Annotated in this window: 16 protein-coding genes; 6 read left to right on the top strand and 10 right to left on the bottom strand. The window is 39.9% G+C overall.

The window, feature by feature from the left end:
* Nucleotides 1–115 precede the first annotated feature (115 nt).
* From KO529_RS01220 to KO529_RS23555, 3 genes are all read right to left on the bottom strand, one after another.
* Nucleotides 116–901 (bottom strand): SDR family oxidoreductase, encoded by a 786-nt coding sequence (locus KO529_RS01220; protein WP_215946104.1) that lies wholly within the window; start codon nt 899–901, stop codon nt 116–118.
* Nucleotides 902–946: 45 nt separating this feature from the next.
* A complete protein-coding gene (locus KO529_RS01215; protein ID WP_215946103.1) occupies nt 947–1,264 on the bottom strand; it encodes a cupin domain-containing protein in 318 nt (105 codons plus the stop codon).
* 92 nt (nt 1,265–1,356) lie between these two features.
* Complete coding sequence (locus KO529_RS23555; protein ID WP_289847736.1) at nt 1,357–1,488, bottom strand: hypothetical protein; 132 nt, start codon at nt 1,486–1,488, stop codon at nt 1,357–1,359.
* Between the two features lie 88 nt (nt 1,489–1,576).
* Between KO529_RS23555 and KO529_RS01210 the strand changes: the two genes are divergently transcribed.
* The gene (locus KO529_RS01210; protein ID WP_215946102.1) at nt 1,577–2,938 is read left to right on the top strand and encodes a UDP-N-acetylmuramate--L-alanine ligase; all 1,362 of its coding nucleotides are present in this window, start codon (nt 1,577–1,579) and stop codon (nt 2,936–2,938) included.
* A 138-nt stretch (nt 2,939–3,076) separates the two neighbouring features.
* Nucleotides 3,077–3,868 carry a glutamate racemase gene (gene murI, locus KO529_RS01205; RefSeq protein ID WP_215946101.1) on the top strand — a complete coding sequence of 264 codons (792 nt, stop codon included), beginning with the start codon at nt 3,077–3,079 and terminating at the stop codon, nt 3,866–3,868.
* Nucleotides 3,869–3,886: 18 nt separating this feature from the next.
* On the opposite strand, the gene KO529_RS01200 is transcribed toward murI, so the two are convergent.
* Both KO529_RS01200 and KO529_RS01195 read right to left on the bottom strand, forming a co-directional pair.
* A complete protein-coding gene (locus KO529_RS01200; RefSeq protein WP_436835191.1) occupies nt 3,887–4,387 on the bottom strand; it encodes a dihydrofolate reductase in 501 nt (166 codons plus the stop codon).
* 2 nt (nt 4,388–4,389) lie between these two features.
* On the bottom strand, nt 4,390–4,779 hold the full coding sequence (locus tag KO529_RS01195) for a 2TM domain-containing protein (RefSeq protein WP_215946099.1): 390 nt from the start codon (nt 4,777–4,779) through the stop codon (nt 4,390–4,392).
* 56 nt (nt 4,780–4,835) lie between these two features.
* On the opposite strand from KO529_RS01195, the gene KO529_RS01190 reads away from it, so the two are divergent.
* Both KO529_RS01190 and KO529_RS01185 read left to right on the top strand, forming a co-directional pair.
* Nucleotides 4,836–5,918: an aminotransferase class V-fold PLP-dependent enzyme gene (locus KO529_RS01190; RefSeq protein ID WP_215946098.1), complete on the top strand. Its 1,083-nt coding sequence runs from the start codon at nt 4,836–4,838 to the stop codon at nt 5,916–5,918.
* Between the two features lie 154 nt (nt 5,919–6,072).
* Nucleotides 6,073–6,369 carry an isoamylase early set domain-containing protein gene (locus KO529_RS01185; protein WP_215946097.1) on the top strand — a complete coding sequence of 99 codons (297 nt, stop codon included), beginning with the start codon at nt 6,073–6,075 and terminating at the stop codon, nt 6,367–6,369.
* Nucleotides 6,370–6,573: 204 nt separating this feature from the next.
* Here the strand turns inward: KO529_RS01185 and KO529_RS01180 are convergent, their stop codons facing one another.
* The 5 genes from KO529_RS01180 to KO529_RS01160 all read right to left on the bottom strand — a co-directional run bounded on the left by KO529_RS01180 (nt 6,574) and on the right by KO529_RS01160 (nt 11,645).
* Entirely contained in the window at nt 6,574–7,398 is an 825-nt protein-coding gene (locus tag KO529_RS01180; RefSeq protein ID WP_215946096.1) for a thymidylate synthase, read from the bottom strand.
* 197 nt (nt 7,399–7,595) lie between these two features.
* Nucleotides 7,596–9,056 (bottom strand): NupC/NupG family nucleoside CNT transporter, encoded by a 1,461-nt coding sequence (locus tag KO529_RS01175; RefSeq protein WP_215946095.1) that lies wholly within the window; start codon nt 9,054–9,056, stop codon nt 7,596–7,598.
* A 25-nt stretch (nt 9,057–9,081) separates the two neighbouring features.
* Entirely contained in the window at nt 9,082–9,711 is a 630-nt protein-coding gene (locus tag KO529_RS01170) for a bifunctional nuclease family protein (RefSeq protein ID WP_215946094.1), read from the bottom strand.
* A 90-nt stretch (nt 9,712–9,801) separates the two neighbouring features.
* Nucleotides 9,802–10,770, bottom strand: a complete 969-nt coding sequence (locus KO529_RS01165; RefSeq protein WP_215946093.1) for an electron transfer flavoprotein subunit alpha/FixB family protein — start codon at nt 10,768–10,770, stop codon at nt 9,802–9,804.
* Nucleotides 10,771–10,898: 128 nt separating this feature from the next.
* Entirely contained in the window at nt 10,899–11,645 is a 747-nt protein-coding gene (locus KO529_RS01160; protein ID WP_215946092.1) for an electron transfer flavoprotein subunit beta/FixA family protein, read from the bottom strand.
* Between the two features lie 186 nt (nt 11,646–11,831).
* Between KO529_RS01160 and KO529_RS01155 the strand changes: the two genes are divergently transcribed.
* Complete coding sequence (locus KO529_RS01155; protein ID WP_215946091.1) at nt 11,832–12,812, top strand: pyruvate dehydrogenase complex E1 component subunit beta; 981 nt, start codon at nt 11,832–11,834, stop codon at nt 12,810–12,812.
* 169 nt (nt 12,813–12,981) lie between these two features.
* Nucleotides 12,982–15,477: a DUF5686 family protein gene (locus KO529_RS01150; protein ID WP_215946090.1), complete on the top strand. Its 2,496-nt coding sequence runs from the start codon at nt 12,982–12,984 to the stop codon at nt 15,475–15,477.
* Nucleotides 15,478–15,539 lie beyond the last annotated feature (62 nt).

Genomic DNA, 15,539 nt, shown 5'->3' with positions numbered 1-15,539 from the left:
ATGAAGTGACTAGATGCAAAAAGAATACCAACGTTGCTTTATTGGTGTCGGGATTTTTTTGTATCCATGGAAGCCTTGGCCCCTCTGGGCTGCTTTTTGTCTTTTTGCCAGCCGTTTAAAGCGACTTTAGCAAACCACCATCTATAGGAATATTGGTGCCTGTTATAAAAGAGGCGTGTTCAGAGGCCAAAAAAGTAACCAAATGGCCATATTCCGTTGGGTCTCCAAATCGCCCCACAGGTACATTGGAGAGCATTTGGTTTTCAACTTCAGTAAGAGGAATACCCAAGGATTTGGCCTTGGCACCATTAAGTTGCTTTAGTCTTTCCGTGTTAAAATAACCCGTTAGGGTGCAGTTTGCAGTGATGTTGTATTTGCCTACATCGGAAGCCAGGGTTTTGGACCAGGTAACAACAGCGGCACGTATGCTATTGGAAAGGGCCAAATAGGACAGGGGCTCCTTTATTGAAACTGAGGCAACATTGATAATACGACCATATTTCTGGGAAATCATTCCTTTAAGTGCCTGTTCAGTGGTAAATACCGCGGTCTTAAAAAGAAGGTCAAAAGCTTCCTGATAATCATCGATCTTTTTGTCCAGGGCACCTCCTGCCGACGGTCCTTGGGTATTGTTCACCAAAATATCTACCGTGTTTGTTTTAAAGAAGGTGGCTATACTTTTCTTATAGGCATCAAAATTGGAATAATCTACCACCAAATACTGGTGTTGTTGTCCGCTATCCGTAGGCAGATTGGATATCAGGGATTTTAACTGTTCCTCACTACGGGCCATGACGGTTACGCTTGCACCACTGGCAGCCAATTGTTGGGCAATGGCCCTGCCGATTCCACGGCTACTACCGCCGACCAATGCTTTTTTGTTTTTAAGTGATATCTTCATCTTACTAATATGTTTTAACACTATGCCAGTGGGACAAAAGTGGGTTTATTTGTATTCTTCCCTTGTGGGACTAAAAACATCCATCAATTTACAGGGGGTAAGTGCTAGACCGCTATGTGAAACGTGGGGTGGAATTATTACCAGATCCCCAGGTTCATAGGTCTTGGTAATGCCGCCAAGGGTAAATTTAAATTTCCCTTCCAATACCTGCATTACCTGCTCATTCATGTGTGCATGTTCGGGAACTTTGGCTCCGGCTTCCACCTCCCAAAAAGCTAGACTCATATTTTGGGTGTGAATAAGTTTGCCGTGGTAGCCGGGCATAATTTCCTTGGGGACAATTTCGGCAAGTTTTATTTTCATGGTTAGTGTTCTTTGGTACTAAATTAAAAAATATTCAGGGTTCGGATATAGTTTTTAATCTTATTCCCGTCTTTATTCCTGAGATCCGTATTTCAAAAGCCGTAGGTTCCTTGAAATACTATGGTTGAACCAACCCTTCCTGTTTGTAGGGGTATCTGGTTAATTGCCCAGACCCCTGAATCTGTTCCTTTAAAGGGGTAGGGTTTGTTCTGGGGTTTGGTCATTTATTTTTCTTAATGCATAAAACCGCACGATAACTTTTTTTGATAGCCTTGAACAATGATTATCTTTACCCCTTAAACCGATCTTTTCATGCACATTCATTTTATTGCCATCGGGGGCAGTGCTATGCACAATTTGGCTTTGGCATTACATCATAAGGGATATATTGTTTCAGGTAGTGATGACGTAATTTTTGAACCTTCCAAAACTAGGTTGGAAGCTAAAGGGCTATTGCCGGAACAATTCGGCTGGTTTCCAGAGAAATTGAACTCCAATTTGGATGCCGTAATTTTGGGTATGCACGCCAAGGCAGACAATCCTGAGCTGTTAAAAGCCCAGGAATTAGGATTGAAAATATTTTCCTATCCCGAGTTTCTTTACGAACAATCCAAAAATAAGACCAGAGTGGTCATAGGAGGGAGTCATGGCAAGACCACCATTACTTCTATGATATTACATGTTTTAAATTATCATGATATAGCTGTAGATTTTATGGTAGGTGCCCAGTTGGATGGGTTTGACCGAATGGTACATCTTACCGAGGAGAACGATTTTATTGTGTTGGAGGGTGATGAATATTTGTCTTCCCCCATAGATAGGCGCCCGAAATTCCATCTTTACAAACCCAATATTGCCCTGTTGAGCGGTATAGCCTGGGATCACATTAATGTATTTCCTACGTATGACAATTATGTGGAGCAATTCCGGATTTTTGTGGATAGTATTGTAAAAGGAGGAAGTATTACCTACAATGAAGAAGATTTGGAAGTGGATAGGGTGGTAAAAGCTTCTGAGAACAGTATAAGAAAGCTCCCTTATAACACTCCCGAATACACTGTTGAAAATGGACAAACCATTTTGGAAACCCCGGAAGGTCCTATGCCTATCGAAGTTTTTGGAAAGCATAACCTCAGTAATTTGGCAGGGGCAAAATGGATATGTCAAAATATGGGAGTGGATGAAGACGATTTCTATGAGGCCATTGCATCCTTTAAAGGCGCTTCCAAAAGATTGGAAAAAATTGCTGAAGGTAGGACCTGTGTCGCTTATAAGGATTTTGCGCATTCCCCCAGCAAAGTTATGGCTACTACCAATGCCGTTAAAGAGCAGTATCCGGAAAGAAAATTAATTGCGTGCTTGGAACTGCACACCTATAGCAGTTTTAACCCGGAATTTTTAAAGGAGTATAAAGGTGCCTTGGAGGCAGCAGATGTAGCGGCGGTATTTTACTTGCCTGAATCGGTTAGGATAAAGAAGCTTAAGGAGGTTACACCGGAACAAATATCGGAAGCCTTTGTTCGGGACGATTTGCAGATTTTTACCGATGCGGAAGATTTCAAGAAATTTGTGTTTGGTCAGGAATATGATAATTCCGTACTGCTTTTAATGAGCTCTGGGAATTATGGTGGATTGAATTTGGAAGAGGTAAAGGTGTTGGTCGAAAAGTATTAGGCAGCTGATCTTTTGGTTGTATTGAATCAAGGGAGATAAAATAAACTGTGGGGAAGGGGGAGTTTTATTTCCCAAAAAGGACTACTCCAAAAAGCAATATTAATGTAACTTTATGGCTGTTTAATCTTTTTATTTTAAATGAATAAAGAACCCATAGGTATTTTTGATTCCGGCATTGGCGGCACCTCCATATGGCGGGAGATCAACAGAGTTCTTCCCTATGAATCCACTATTTATCTGGCCGACAGTAAGAATGCACCCTATGGAGAAAAATCGAAGGAACAGATACTTCAACTTAGTATAAAAAACGTTGAGCTACTTCTGAAAAAGGGATGTAAACTTATAGTGGTTGCCTGTAACACGGCTACCACCAACGCTATTAAGGAGCTTAGGGCCAGTTATAACATCCCCCTTATCGGAATTGAGCCGGCGATTAAGCCTGCCGCCCTAAATACCAAAACCAAAACAGTCGGAGTATTGGCTACCAAGGGTACCTTGTCCAGTGCTCTATTCAATAATACTTCGGAAATACATGCCAGTGGTATAAAGGTACTCGATCAAGTTGGCACTGGGCTGGTTGAGCAAATCGAGAAAGGGGAGATTAATTCTTCCAAAACTAGGGAGTTGTTACAAAATTATCTGGATCCCATGTTGAGTCAAGGTATGGATCAATTGGTATTGGGCTGTACACATTATCCTTATTTGATTCCTTTGATAAAGGAAATTTTACCCAATAATATTAAGATAATCGATTCTGGTGAAGGAGTGGCCAGGCATACCAAAAATGTACTGCAGCAATTTAATTTATTAAATAGCCTACATCAAGAGGATATTGAGCATCAATTTTTTACAAATGGGGATATCTCCGTTTTAAAGGCCTTTTTAAAGGATGTTAAGGTTCATTATAAAGCGCAATATTTAGATTTTTAACTAATTCACTTTTACTCTTTATTGATCCTTTTCTTTTTTTATATAGGTTAAATAGGTAAAATCATATTTATGTTTCTCATCCTTGGGGTGGTATTCCTCTTTTGATAATTGCCATTTATCTTTGTCGAATTCAGGAAAAAAGGTATCCGCATCAAAGGTTCCATGCACCCTGGTCAGTTCTATTTGGTTGGCGTATTCCAGCCCCAGTTTATATATTTCACCCCCACCTATAATAAAGGATAAGGGGTCTCCTTTTACAAGATTCAAGGCCTCTTGTATGGAGTGTACTACTATGCAATCTTCATGTTTTACCTTGTAGTTCCGATCTCTGGTTATGATGATATGGGTTCTATTGGGCAAAGGTTTGGGGAAGCTCTCAAAGGTTTTGCGTCCCATGATTATTTTGTGCCCTGAGGTGAGGCTTTTGAAGCGTTTAAAATCATCGGGTAAATGCCACAGCAGGTCGTTGTCCTGTCCCAAAGCGTTGTTCTCCGCAGCGGCGGCTATAATGGATAGAATATTCACTCTTCTTTTTTTTTATTGATGTTGGATAATGGAAATTCCGTTTCAATCTCCTTCTGCAATTCGGCTATTTTTTGCTTCTGTTTCAGGACCAATTTTTCCCTTTGCGCCCTTTCCCAATCCAGACCCATAAATTTAGTGGTGACAAATACGTTAAAAATATGTATTGCGAACAAAAAGGCCCAAAAGGTAATGGCCCAGACAAACCAGTTGTACTCCACGCCATACTTTAATATTTTGTTGATGATGACCATGAATACACTGCCTATCAAAAACACAACAAAATGATTATAAAGTCGCTTTTTTTGCTTTATTCTCGTTTGGGCATGTTCCAAAAGTTCATGCTGTTCTAATTCTATAAGTGACTTTTTTTTATTCTTGGAGAACATCCTAATTCCTATCTTTAGGCAAAGATACCATAAATACAATTTTTACCTGATTTGATATGCAAAAGATTATAAAGCAATTCCCAGTTTTAAGTCAATATACCTATGTCGATACTGCAACTTCTGGCCTTCTTTATGACGGTCTTCTGGACTGGCGGCAAGAACATGATCTTGATTTTCTTATTGGAGGAAGTAAAATGAAGATGAAAGGTCACGTACTTATTTCTGAAACTCGAAATACTATTGGAAAATTCTTTGGCTGCAAAGCTGATAATGTGGCACTGGTCCCCAATTTTTCAATCGGGCTTAATTTATTGTTGGAAGGCATGGAGGCTAGAAGGAACGTATTACTGTTGGAAGGCGATTATCCTTCCGTGAACTGGCCTTTAGAAAGTAGGGGGCATACCATTTATTATCTTAAGGTGACGGATTCTTTGGAGGAAAATATTTATGATAGGATAAAAAAGGACAACATTAATGTCTTGGCGCTTAGTTTGGTGCAGTGGTTAAATGGGATCAAGATAGATCTGGAGTTCCTGAGAAATTTGAAAAAAGATTTTCCGGATCTATTGATCATTGCTGACGGTACGCAATTTTTGGGCACTGGGATTTTTAACTTTGAGGATTCGGGGATAGACGTACTGGGTGCCAGTTCCTATAAATGGTTGCTTGGCGGCTATGGTAACGGCTTTATGTTGTTTGCAGATGGCACTCACGCCAAATTCAAGTGTAAGTCTACTGGTTTTAATGCTGCGGATGGGAATATGGAAGCTAAGGAGAAGGTTTCCTTTGCTAAGCAATTTGAGCCAGGACATTTGGACACTTTCAATTTTGGGAGTCTAAACTATTCCTTGGGGTTTCTTTCGGACATAGGAATGGATACTATTTCCGACCAGATCAAAAAGCTTTCCTTAAAGGCAAAGGGCGCACTTGAAAATTTAGGTCTGTTGGAAGAGTCCGTGGTCAAAAGAAAAGATCATAGTTCTATATTTAATATCCGGGGGGATAAGGATTTGTATGCCAAGTTTATGGATCACGATGTGGTTTGTGCACAACGTGGAAATGGCATTCGTTTAAGTTTTCATTTCTACAATACAGAAAATGAGATAGATAAGATTATTGGAATCTTAAAAAGTAGGTAGGCATTGTTGTTTACTTGGGAATTTTATCTGTTAAAATTATCAAAGAAGGTCAATTGTTAAACTTATTTTAAGAAAATGATAAAAATGATATTGGTCATTGGGAATGAGGCATTTAATGGTGTAATTTTGCGCTTTAATCTAAAATATAGAGGTTATGGGAATTACAAAACAATATTTAAAGAGTAAGCCAATATGCAAGGTAACTTTTTCTGTACCTGCTGAGGATGCAAAGAAGGTGGCTGTAGTTGGAGATTTTAATGATTGGAGCCCAAAAGGAAGTGCATTGAAGAAATTGAAAAACGGAACCTTTAAGGGAACTTTCGATTTGCCAAAAGAAGGTACATATGAGTTTAAATATATAGTAGACGGCAATTATGTTAACGAGGCTGAGGCTGATCGTTACCAATGGAACGAATTTGCCGGTGCTGAGAATTCAGTATTGGAACTCTAATTAATCGATATCCGATACCATTGGAATCATATTTTCAATGGTGTCGGATTTATTAAGGTATTCTCTCTTCCTATTAAACAGAATACTAAAAGTAAAGTTGGATTTATAGTCATGTTTAAGGTCTATAATAATGGCCGTTGTTTTAATCGGCAACTATAGATCCTTAATAGTTTGTGCTTCCTTGTACAGCTCTTCCGTACTTGGCTAAACTGCCACAATTCCTTTAATATGTGGGTGTGGATCATAATCCAACAGACTAAAATCTTCGAAAGTAAACTCGAATATATCTTTTACCTCAGGATTCAGGACCATTTTTGGCAAGGGTTTTGGCTTTCTGCTCAATTGCAATTCAACTTGTTCAAAATGGTTGTTGTAGATATGTGCGTCGCCAAAGGTGTGAATGAATTCACCTGGTTGCAATCCGCAAACCTGTGCCATCATAAGGGTAAATAGGGCATAGGATGCTATATTAAAGGGGACGCCCAAAAATATATCGGCACTTCTTTGATATAATTGACAGGACAATTTACCATCGGCAACATAGAACTGAAAAAATGCATGGCAAGGCGGCAACGCGGCTTTTCCGTTGGCTACATTTTCCGAAAACGATAATGAGGTATCTGGAAGTACACTTGGGTTCCATGCGGAAACCAGCATACGGCGACTGTTAGGGTTGGTTTTGAGGGCGTTTACAACTTCTTTTATTTGATCTATCTCGTCGCCATTCCAATTGCGCCACTGATATCCATAAACAGGACCCAAATCCCCATTTTCATCGGCCCATTCGTTCCATATGCGTACCCCATTTTCCTGCAAATAGCTAATATTGGTTTCCCCTTTCAAGAACCAAAGCAATTCATGGACAATGGATTTTAAATGGAGTTTTTTTGTGGTTACCATGGGGAATCCTTCGGCAAGGTCAAAACGCATTTGATATCCAAAAACACTTTTGGTACCTGTACCGGTCCTATCGCCCTTTTGGGTTCCATTTTCCAATACATGTTTTAGTAAGTCGTGGTACTGTTTCATAAGCTTTAGCCTGTGTGTTCTCCAAAATGTGGGGAACGTATTTTAGATTTATATCCAAAAAAAAATTGTGTAGCGAAATTAGGCAAAACTACCTTTGGTAGGATTGGGAAACGTTTTAAGTTATTAAATTTTATTAACGGGGATTGAAGGGGAATGCTTCCTTAGAGGGTAATTTTTTTTGAAATATATGGGGGTGGTTACCCCAAAATCATTCCGGCAATGGTAGCCGAAAGCAAAGAGGCGATAGATCCGCCCAAAACAGCTTTCATTCCAAATTCCGACAATGTTTTTCTTTGTCCGGGAGCCAAGGAACCTATGCCTCCGATCTGAATGCCAATAGAGGCAAAATTGGCAAATCCACATAACATATAAGTAGCCATTATTACGGATTTGTTATAGGTGAAATGGGTGCTGCTGGCAATATTTTTTAGTTCGGCCAATTGTATATATCCAATAAATTCACTGGCGGCCAATTTAATGCCCAAAAGCTGTCCCATAAGCATAATGTCCACAGAATCCACTCCTATTAGCCACATGAGCGGGGCAAAAATAGTTCCGAGTATGGCTTCCAAGGAAAAATTCTCGTAAGGTGAATTTAGTGCAATCCATGAGTTTAGATCTGTAATATCGCCTGTCCAATTTAAAATGCCATTTATCATCGCAATAAAGGCTACAAATACCAACAACATGGCGCCAACGTTTACGGCTAATTTTAGGCCTTCTGTAGTTCCGTTGGAAATGGAATCCAGAATATTGGAACCAATTTTTTCATTGGAAACATGTACGTCTGTATTAATGGCTTCGGTTTGAGGATAAAGAATTTTAGAGATAACAATGGCTCCCGGAGCTGCCATTACCGATGCGGCCAGGAGGTGTTTTGCGAACTGTAACCTAAGGATTGGGTCGTCTCCCCCTAAAAAACCAATATAGGCCGCTAAAACGGCCCCAGCAACGGTTGCCATGCCTCCGATCATCACCAAAAGCATTTCCGATCGGGTCATTTTTTCCAAATAGGCCTTTATTAGCAAAGGAGCTTCTGTTTGACCTAAAAATATATTCCCTGTTACGCTTAAACTTTCAGCACCGGAAATTCCGAGGGATTTGGTCAGTAACCAGGCCAATGCCTGTACTACTTTTTGAATGATGCCCAAATAGAACAAAACCGATGTCAATGCCGAAAAGAAAATAATAGTGGGTAGGACCTGAAATGCAAAAATAAATCCGAAGGTATCCATGTCCACCACCAGCCCTTCAAACAGGAATTTGCTGCCTGCCCTTGTGAAATCTAGAATACTCACAAAAATTTTCCCTCCAATCTCAAAGATCTTGGAGACAAAGCTGAGGTCGAATCTATAGCCGAAGGCATTAAAACCTATTTTTTCGCCAATTAGGATACAGATGGCTAAAAGCAGTTGGATAAAGAGTCCGATTCCTGCGGTTTTCCAATTAATGGCCTTTTTGTTATTGCTAAAGAGGTAGGCAATAAAAATCAACGATATCATTCCAAGAACTCCCCTCCATAGACTTTGAAATGATGCCCCTTGATTGGCGATGATCTCTGGTGAATTCTGCAGTAAGTTTGGGTTGCTTATTTCTTGGGCCAAGGATGGAAATGCTATAAAGCAGAAAATAAATAAAACCCAAAGCTTATTTCTCATCCAATAATTCTTATTAATGCTTAAGTTACTTGCGTTTGGATATCTCGTCCCTGAGTTTTGCTGCCTTTTCATAGTCTTCGCTGGCAACGGCCTTGTCCAACTCGGCATACAATTCATCCGTACTTAATTCTTTGTACCCGTCGGAAGCACCTGGATTTATTTCTACCGTTTCTCCTTCCTGAAGAATTTCATCCACCATAATGCTGTCGTCAGAATCTTCCTTGTCCTTCTCTTTTGAAGAAAATTTAAGGAATATACCCGCTTTGTCCAATATAGTCTTGTAGGTGAAAATAGGTGCGTTGAACCTCAGTGCCAGGGCAATGGCATCGCTGGTCCTGGCATCTATGATCTCCTCTATTTTATCGCGTTCGCAAATAATACTGGAATAAAAAACACCATCGACCAATTTGTGGATGATGACCTGTTTGATTACGATATCGAAGCGATCGGCAAAATTTTTAAACAGATCATGGGTAAGTGGTCTTGGAGGTTTAATCTCCTTCTCAAGGGCAATAGCTATGGACTGGGCCTCAAACGCTCCAATAACTATAGGTAGTTTACGGTCACCATCAACTTCATTCAATATAAGGGCATATGCGCCATTTTGCGTTTGGCTATAGGAAATCCCCTTTATTTTTAATCTAACTAAACTCATAGAAATTTATCAACTAAAAAAGGCTGTTCAAAATACTGGACGGGCCAAGTATGTTTGAGCAGCCCTTTAAGGGGCACAATTTAACAAAAATTAAGCGTTTTGTGCCTTAAATTCCTTTAATTTTTCGATTAGCTTGGGAACAACTTCAAAAGCATCGCCTACTACACCATAGTCGGCAGCTTTAAAAAAGGGAGCTTCCGGGTCGGTATTGATGACTACTTTTACTTTTGAGGAGCTAACTCCTGCCAAATGTTGGATTGCTCCAGAAATACCAATGGCAATGTACAAATTACTGGCAACCGGTTTTCCGGTTTGTCCAACATGTTCCCCATGAGGTCTCCATCCAAGATCGGAGACAGGTTTGGAACAAGCTGTAGCCGCGCCCAATACTTCTGCCAATTCTTCAATCATTCCCCAGTTTTCCGGTCCTTTTAGTCCACGTCCTCCAGATACCACAATATCTGCATCTGCAATAGTGGCTTTCCCTACTACCTTATCTATTTCTATAGATTTGGTGGTAAAGGAATCGTCTCCTAGGCTGGGGTCAAAATTTTCGACCGCTGCAGTAGTTTTGTTTTCCGTACTCCCAAAAGCATTATTGGAAACACCAACAATTTTGATTTCAGAACTGATTTCGGTAATGGCATAGCCTTTATTGCTAAAAACAGTTCTTTTTACCTTGAACGGGCTGGTACTTTCCGGGGCCGATACCACATTGGGAACATAACCGGCCTTTAGCTGTGCAGTTAAAATTGGCGCTAAGAATTTAGTGTCCGCACTGGAACTAAGAATAATGACCTTGGCAGATTCCTTTTCTGCTGCTTGGCCAATTACGTTGGCAAAGGCTTTTGCATTAAAGGTCTTTAGTTGGTCGTTGGAAACATTCAATACTTTGGAAATTCCAAAGTCCCCCAGGCCTGCGGCATCACTGGCATTAATAGAAATGGCAGTAGCCGTTGTCCCCATTTGCTTTGCTACCTCATAGGCGTAGGAGGCAACCTCATGGGCATTCTTTTTAAATTTCCCGTTTTCGGATTCTGTATATACTAAAACTGACATAGAGTTTAAGGTTTTTTAATAAGTGCCCGGTTCCAAGGATATATGGTAATAGGCGCTATAAATTATTTTCTTTTAGACTGATAAAAATAATGCTTATCTAGGTTGCTGTGCTGTAGAAGGAAGATTTTTTAGATTACCTTCGCTTCATTGTGCAATAGATTGATCAATTCGTCAATATTATCCGCATCCACCAACGTTACTTTGCCTTTTGGAGCGGGTTTTTCAAATTTAACATCGGCCGTTAAATTATTGGATGAAGTGGGTTCAACTACGTTTAGTTTTTTCTGGCGCGCCATCATAATTCCCCTCATGTTCGGAATTCTTAGGTCGCTTTCGGCAACTAGGCCTTTTTGTCCTCCGATCACCAATGGCAATGTGGTGGCTATTTTTTCCTTTCCACCATCTATCTCTCTTGTAGCGGTGGCATTGTTGCCATCAATATCCAAACTAATACAGGTGTTAACGAAGTTCATGCCCAATAAAGTGGCTAGAATGCCTGGGACCATGCCGCCATTGTAATCAATGGATTCCCTCCCGGCGATTACTAGGTCATATTCTCCGTTTTTAACAATTTCTGCCAACTGTTCGGCTACAAAAAAGCCGTCTACGGGAACTGCGTTTACACGTATTGCTTCATCCGCACCAATGGCAAGCGCTTTTCTAATGGTTGGTTCGGTGCTTGCCTCGCCAACAGTAGCGACATGTACAGTGGCTCCTTGTTTTTCCTTGAACCACATGGCGCGTGTCAGGCCAAATTCATCATTGGGATTAATTACAAATTGAACCCCATTGGTGTCAAATTTGGTGTCACCGTCCGTGAAGTTTATTTTTGAAGTAGTGTCCGGGACATTACTTAGACATACTAAAATTTTCATATATTAATATTTTGTTGACCATTAATTAAGAAATGGTGGCTAAGATACTCAATAATTTTTTAAAATACTATGCATGCATAGTATTTTTTTGAGGTATTTTTAATTATTAACTTCTTAGTTTTGATATATTATTTCCTACTTTTGCTAGCGCTTTAAGCATTTTAACATAAAGATTCCATTTTAAAGATGAAAACACTACAGTTTAGGGAAGCTATACAGGAGGCAATGTCCGAGGAGATGAGGAGGGACGAGTCCATTTATTTAATGGGTGAAGAAGTTGCTGAATACAACGGGGCCTATAAGGCTTCCAAAGGAATGTTGGATGAATTTGGACCGGAAAGAGTAATAGATACCCCTATATCCGAGCTTGGTTTTGCCGGTATAGGTGTGGGTTCGGCTATGATTGGCAATAGGCCTATTATAGAGTTCATGACTTTTAATTTCGCTTTGGTAGGGATTGATCAAATCATCAATAACGCGGCCAAGATCAGGCAAATGTCCGGGGGTCAGTTTAATTGCCCTATTGTTTTCCGTGGTCCAACTGCCTCTGCTGGTCAATTGGCAGCAACCCATTCGCAGGCTTTTGAAAGTTGGTATGCCAACTGTCCTGGGCTAAAAGTAGTGGTTCCTTCCAACCCAAAAGATGCCAAGGGACTTTTAAAAGCGTCTATACGCGATAATGACCCGGTTATATTTATGGAGTCGGAACAAATGTACGGCGATAAAGGCGAAGTGCCGGAGGGAGATTTTACCATTCCCTTGGGTGTTGCCGATATTAGGAGGGAAGGTACTGATGTTACCATTGTTTCTTTTGGTAAAATAATTAAGGAAGCGGATAAAGCGGCCGAAGAATTGGCCAAGGAAAATATTAGTGTAGAAATTATTGATTTACGTACGGTTAAGCCTTTGGATTACGAGGCGGTTTTAAAATCGGTGAAGAAAACCAATAGGTTGGTAATTTTGGAAGAAGCTTGGCCTTTTGGCAATGTGGCTACTGAGATTACTTATCATGTTCAGTCCAACGCATTCGATTATTTGGATGCTCCGATCGTGAAGATCAATACTGCTGATACGCCAGCACCATATTCCCCAGTGCTATTGGCAGAATGGTTGCCAAACCATGAAGATGTAGTAAAGGCGGTAAAGAAAGTATTGTACAAACTATAATACAGATCTTAAAATGATGTTATGGCTTCGTTGGCTTTGGGTTGACGGAGCTTTTATATTATAAATCTAATTAAAAGGGTAAGTATGGACTATTGGTAACGTCTATACGTTTGGTTCCTTGCTAGAATGAAAAGGTGCTTTTTTATTAGAAGTCTTTTTAAATAAGAAAATGACACGAATCCTTTTAATCTTATTTCTGTTTATCGTTCAATACTCTGTTTCCCAGACCAAGGTTGGGGGTATTGTAGTGGATGAGGCCGGTGAACCCGTTTCGTTTGCCAATGTTCTGTTCAAGGATTCCTCGGAGGGTACCATAACCAATGACAACGGTAGGTTTTATATGGAATCCGAGAATACCCATGCTACTTTATTGGTGTCTTTTATTGGTTACGAAACCAAGGAAATAAGTCTTACGGCCAAGGTTACCTATAACATGAATGTTGTGCTTGCGGAGTCCAGCGAACAGTTGGATGAGGTGGTGGTTTATTTTGGTAAAACCGATAAAAAAAATAATCCGGCGATAGATATACTCAAAAAAATATGGGCCAAAAAGCGTAAGAACGGGGTTCATATGTTTAAACAATATCAGTATGACAAGTATGAGAAAGTAGAGTTTGATCTCAATACTATAGATAGTGCCCTTATGAAGAGTAGGGTTTTTAAGGGGTTGGAATTTGTTTTTAACGATTTGGATACTTCACGGATAACAGGGAAGACCTATTTGCCCATTTTTTTGAATGAAACCTTTTCCAAGGTCTATGGGAATAATGAGACGGCAGTGGTAAAGGAGGATGTTTTGGGGAGCAAGAATTCTGGCTTCAGCAATAATCAGGCTATAATTGCCTTTATTGCCGATCTTTATTCTGATTACGATATTTACAATAATTATTTAAAATTTTTCGACAAGAGTTTTACCAGTCCATTGTCCAAGGCAGGTGTGGATACCTATAATTACGTCTTGGCAGATAGTGCCTTTATAGATAATAAATGGTGTTACAATATTATTTATTATCCGAGACGAAAAAATGAACTTACGTTTAAAGGTGACTTTTGGGTGAACGATTCTACCTACGCGGTGAAGAATATAAATTTGGCCGTCACCAAAAGTGCCAATATTAACTGGGTAAAGGAAATTTATATTGAACAGGAGTTCGATGTGGTCAACGATTCGGTTTTTCTTTTGACCCGGGATTATATGCTATCGGATTTTAGCTTTAATAAAAAGGAAAATTCTAGAGGGGTATATGGCAAGAGGACTACGGTCTACGGGGATTATAAATTTAATCAGCCAAAACCCAATGAATTTTATAGGGCCAAGACAGACCCATTTGACCCGCTGGTCTTGAATAAGGAAGATGACTTTTGGGAGGCCAATAGATTGGAGTCTTTAAATGCTGATGAAAAAGGTATTTATAAATTGTTGGATACCCTAAAGACAGTTCCCAAATTTAAAAGCTACTATAACATTGTGAGTATACTGGGATCCGGGTATGTAGAAATAGATAAATGGAATTTGGACCTAGGGGATGTGTACAGTATTTTTGGTTATAATGAAGCTGAGGGGGTTCGACTAAGGGCCGGGGCCCGGACTTATTTTGGACAAAATGATCCTTGGCGATTGCAGGCCTATTTGGCATATGGGTTTGGCGATGATAAATTTAAATATGGGATTTCCGGCAAATGGCTGGTGGACAAGAAATCCAGGTTTATAATTTCAGGTGGCAAACGAAGGGATATTGAACAATTGGGGATTAGCTTAACGGCCACTACGGATGTCTTGGGAAGGAGTATAGCCTCCTCTTCGGTGTTTACTGTGGGTTCCAATGACCGACTTACCAATATAGATCTTAGTACCTTTAATCTTGAGCTGGAACCGGTCACCAATTTAAGGATAGGGGTAGGAGGGTCTTACAGGACACTCAGTTCTGCCTTGCCCAATGCCTTTAGCTTGGATTATATAGATCCTACGTCACCTACAGGGATATCTTCGGAAATCAATCAATTTGACCTTTCTACCATTCTTATATATACTCCAGGAAAGAAAACCATAGGAAATGGAGTGGAAAGGCGTGATGTGAACGATAACTACAGCACCTTGTTTTTGTCCTATACCAATGGAGTTAAAAACTTTCTGGACAGTGATTTCGATTATAAAAAGGTTCAGTTTAGTTACACACAACCTTGGCAGGTAGGTGGTCTTGGCAGGTTGCTAAGTACCGTGGAGATTGGGAAGACTTATGGGGAGGTTCCATTGGGACTACTAAACGCCATTCCCGGAAATCAAACATTTTTCTCTGTTTACAATACTTTCTCAAATCTCGATTTTTACGAATTTGTTACGGATACTTATGTTTCTGCACATTTGGAACACAATTTTAATGGTAGATTTTTTTCCAGGATTCCCTTTATGAGAAAATGGAACCTAAGGGAAATAATTGGACTAAGAGGAGTCTGGGGAGAACTTTCGGATGAAAATAGGGCCTTGAGCGCCCCGGCAAACATTCCGTTATTAGCTCCAAATGATAAGGTTTATTGGGAGTATTCCGTTGGAGTAGGGAATATATTGAAGATTTTAAGGATAGATTTTAACTTTAGGGGCAATTATTTGGAAAATCCTGGGGCAAGGTCTTTTGGGGTAACAGGGTCCTTCGGATTTCACTTCTGATATACTTTTTGCCCAATACCTGATATTAATTTGTTATTTTAGAAAATTATAAGAATAAACAT

The organism is Arenibacter algicola (assembly GCF_018860365.1).
GTDB classification, from domain to species: Bacteria; Bacteroidota; Bacteroidia; order Flavobacteriales; family Flavobacteriaceae; genus Arenibacter; species Arenibacter algicola_B.
This window is presented reverse-complemented; position numbering and strand designations above follow the sequence as displayed.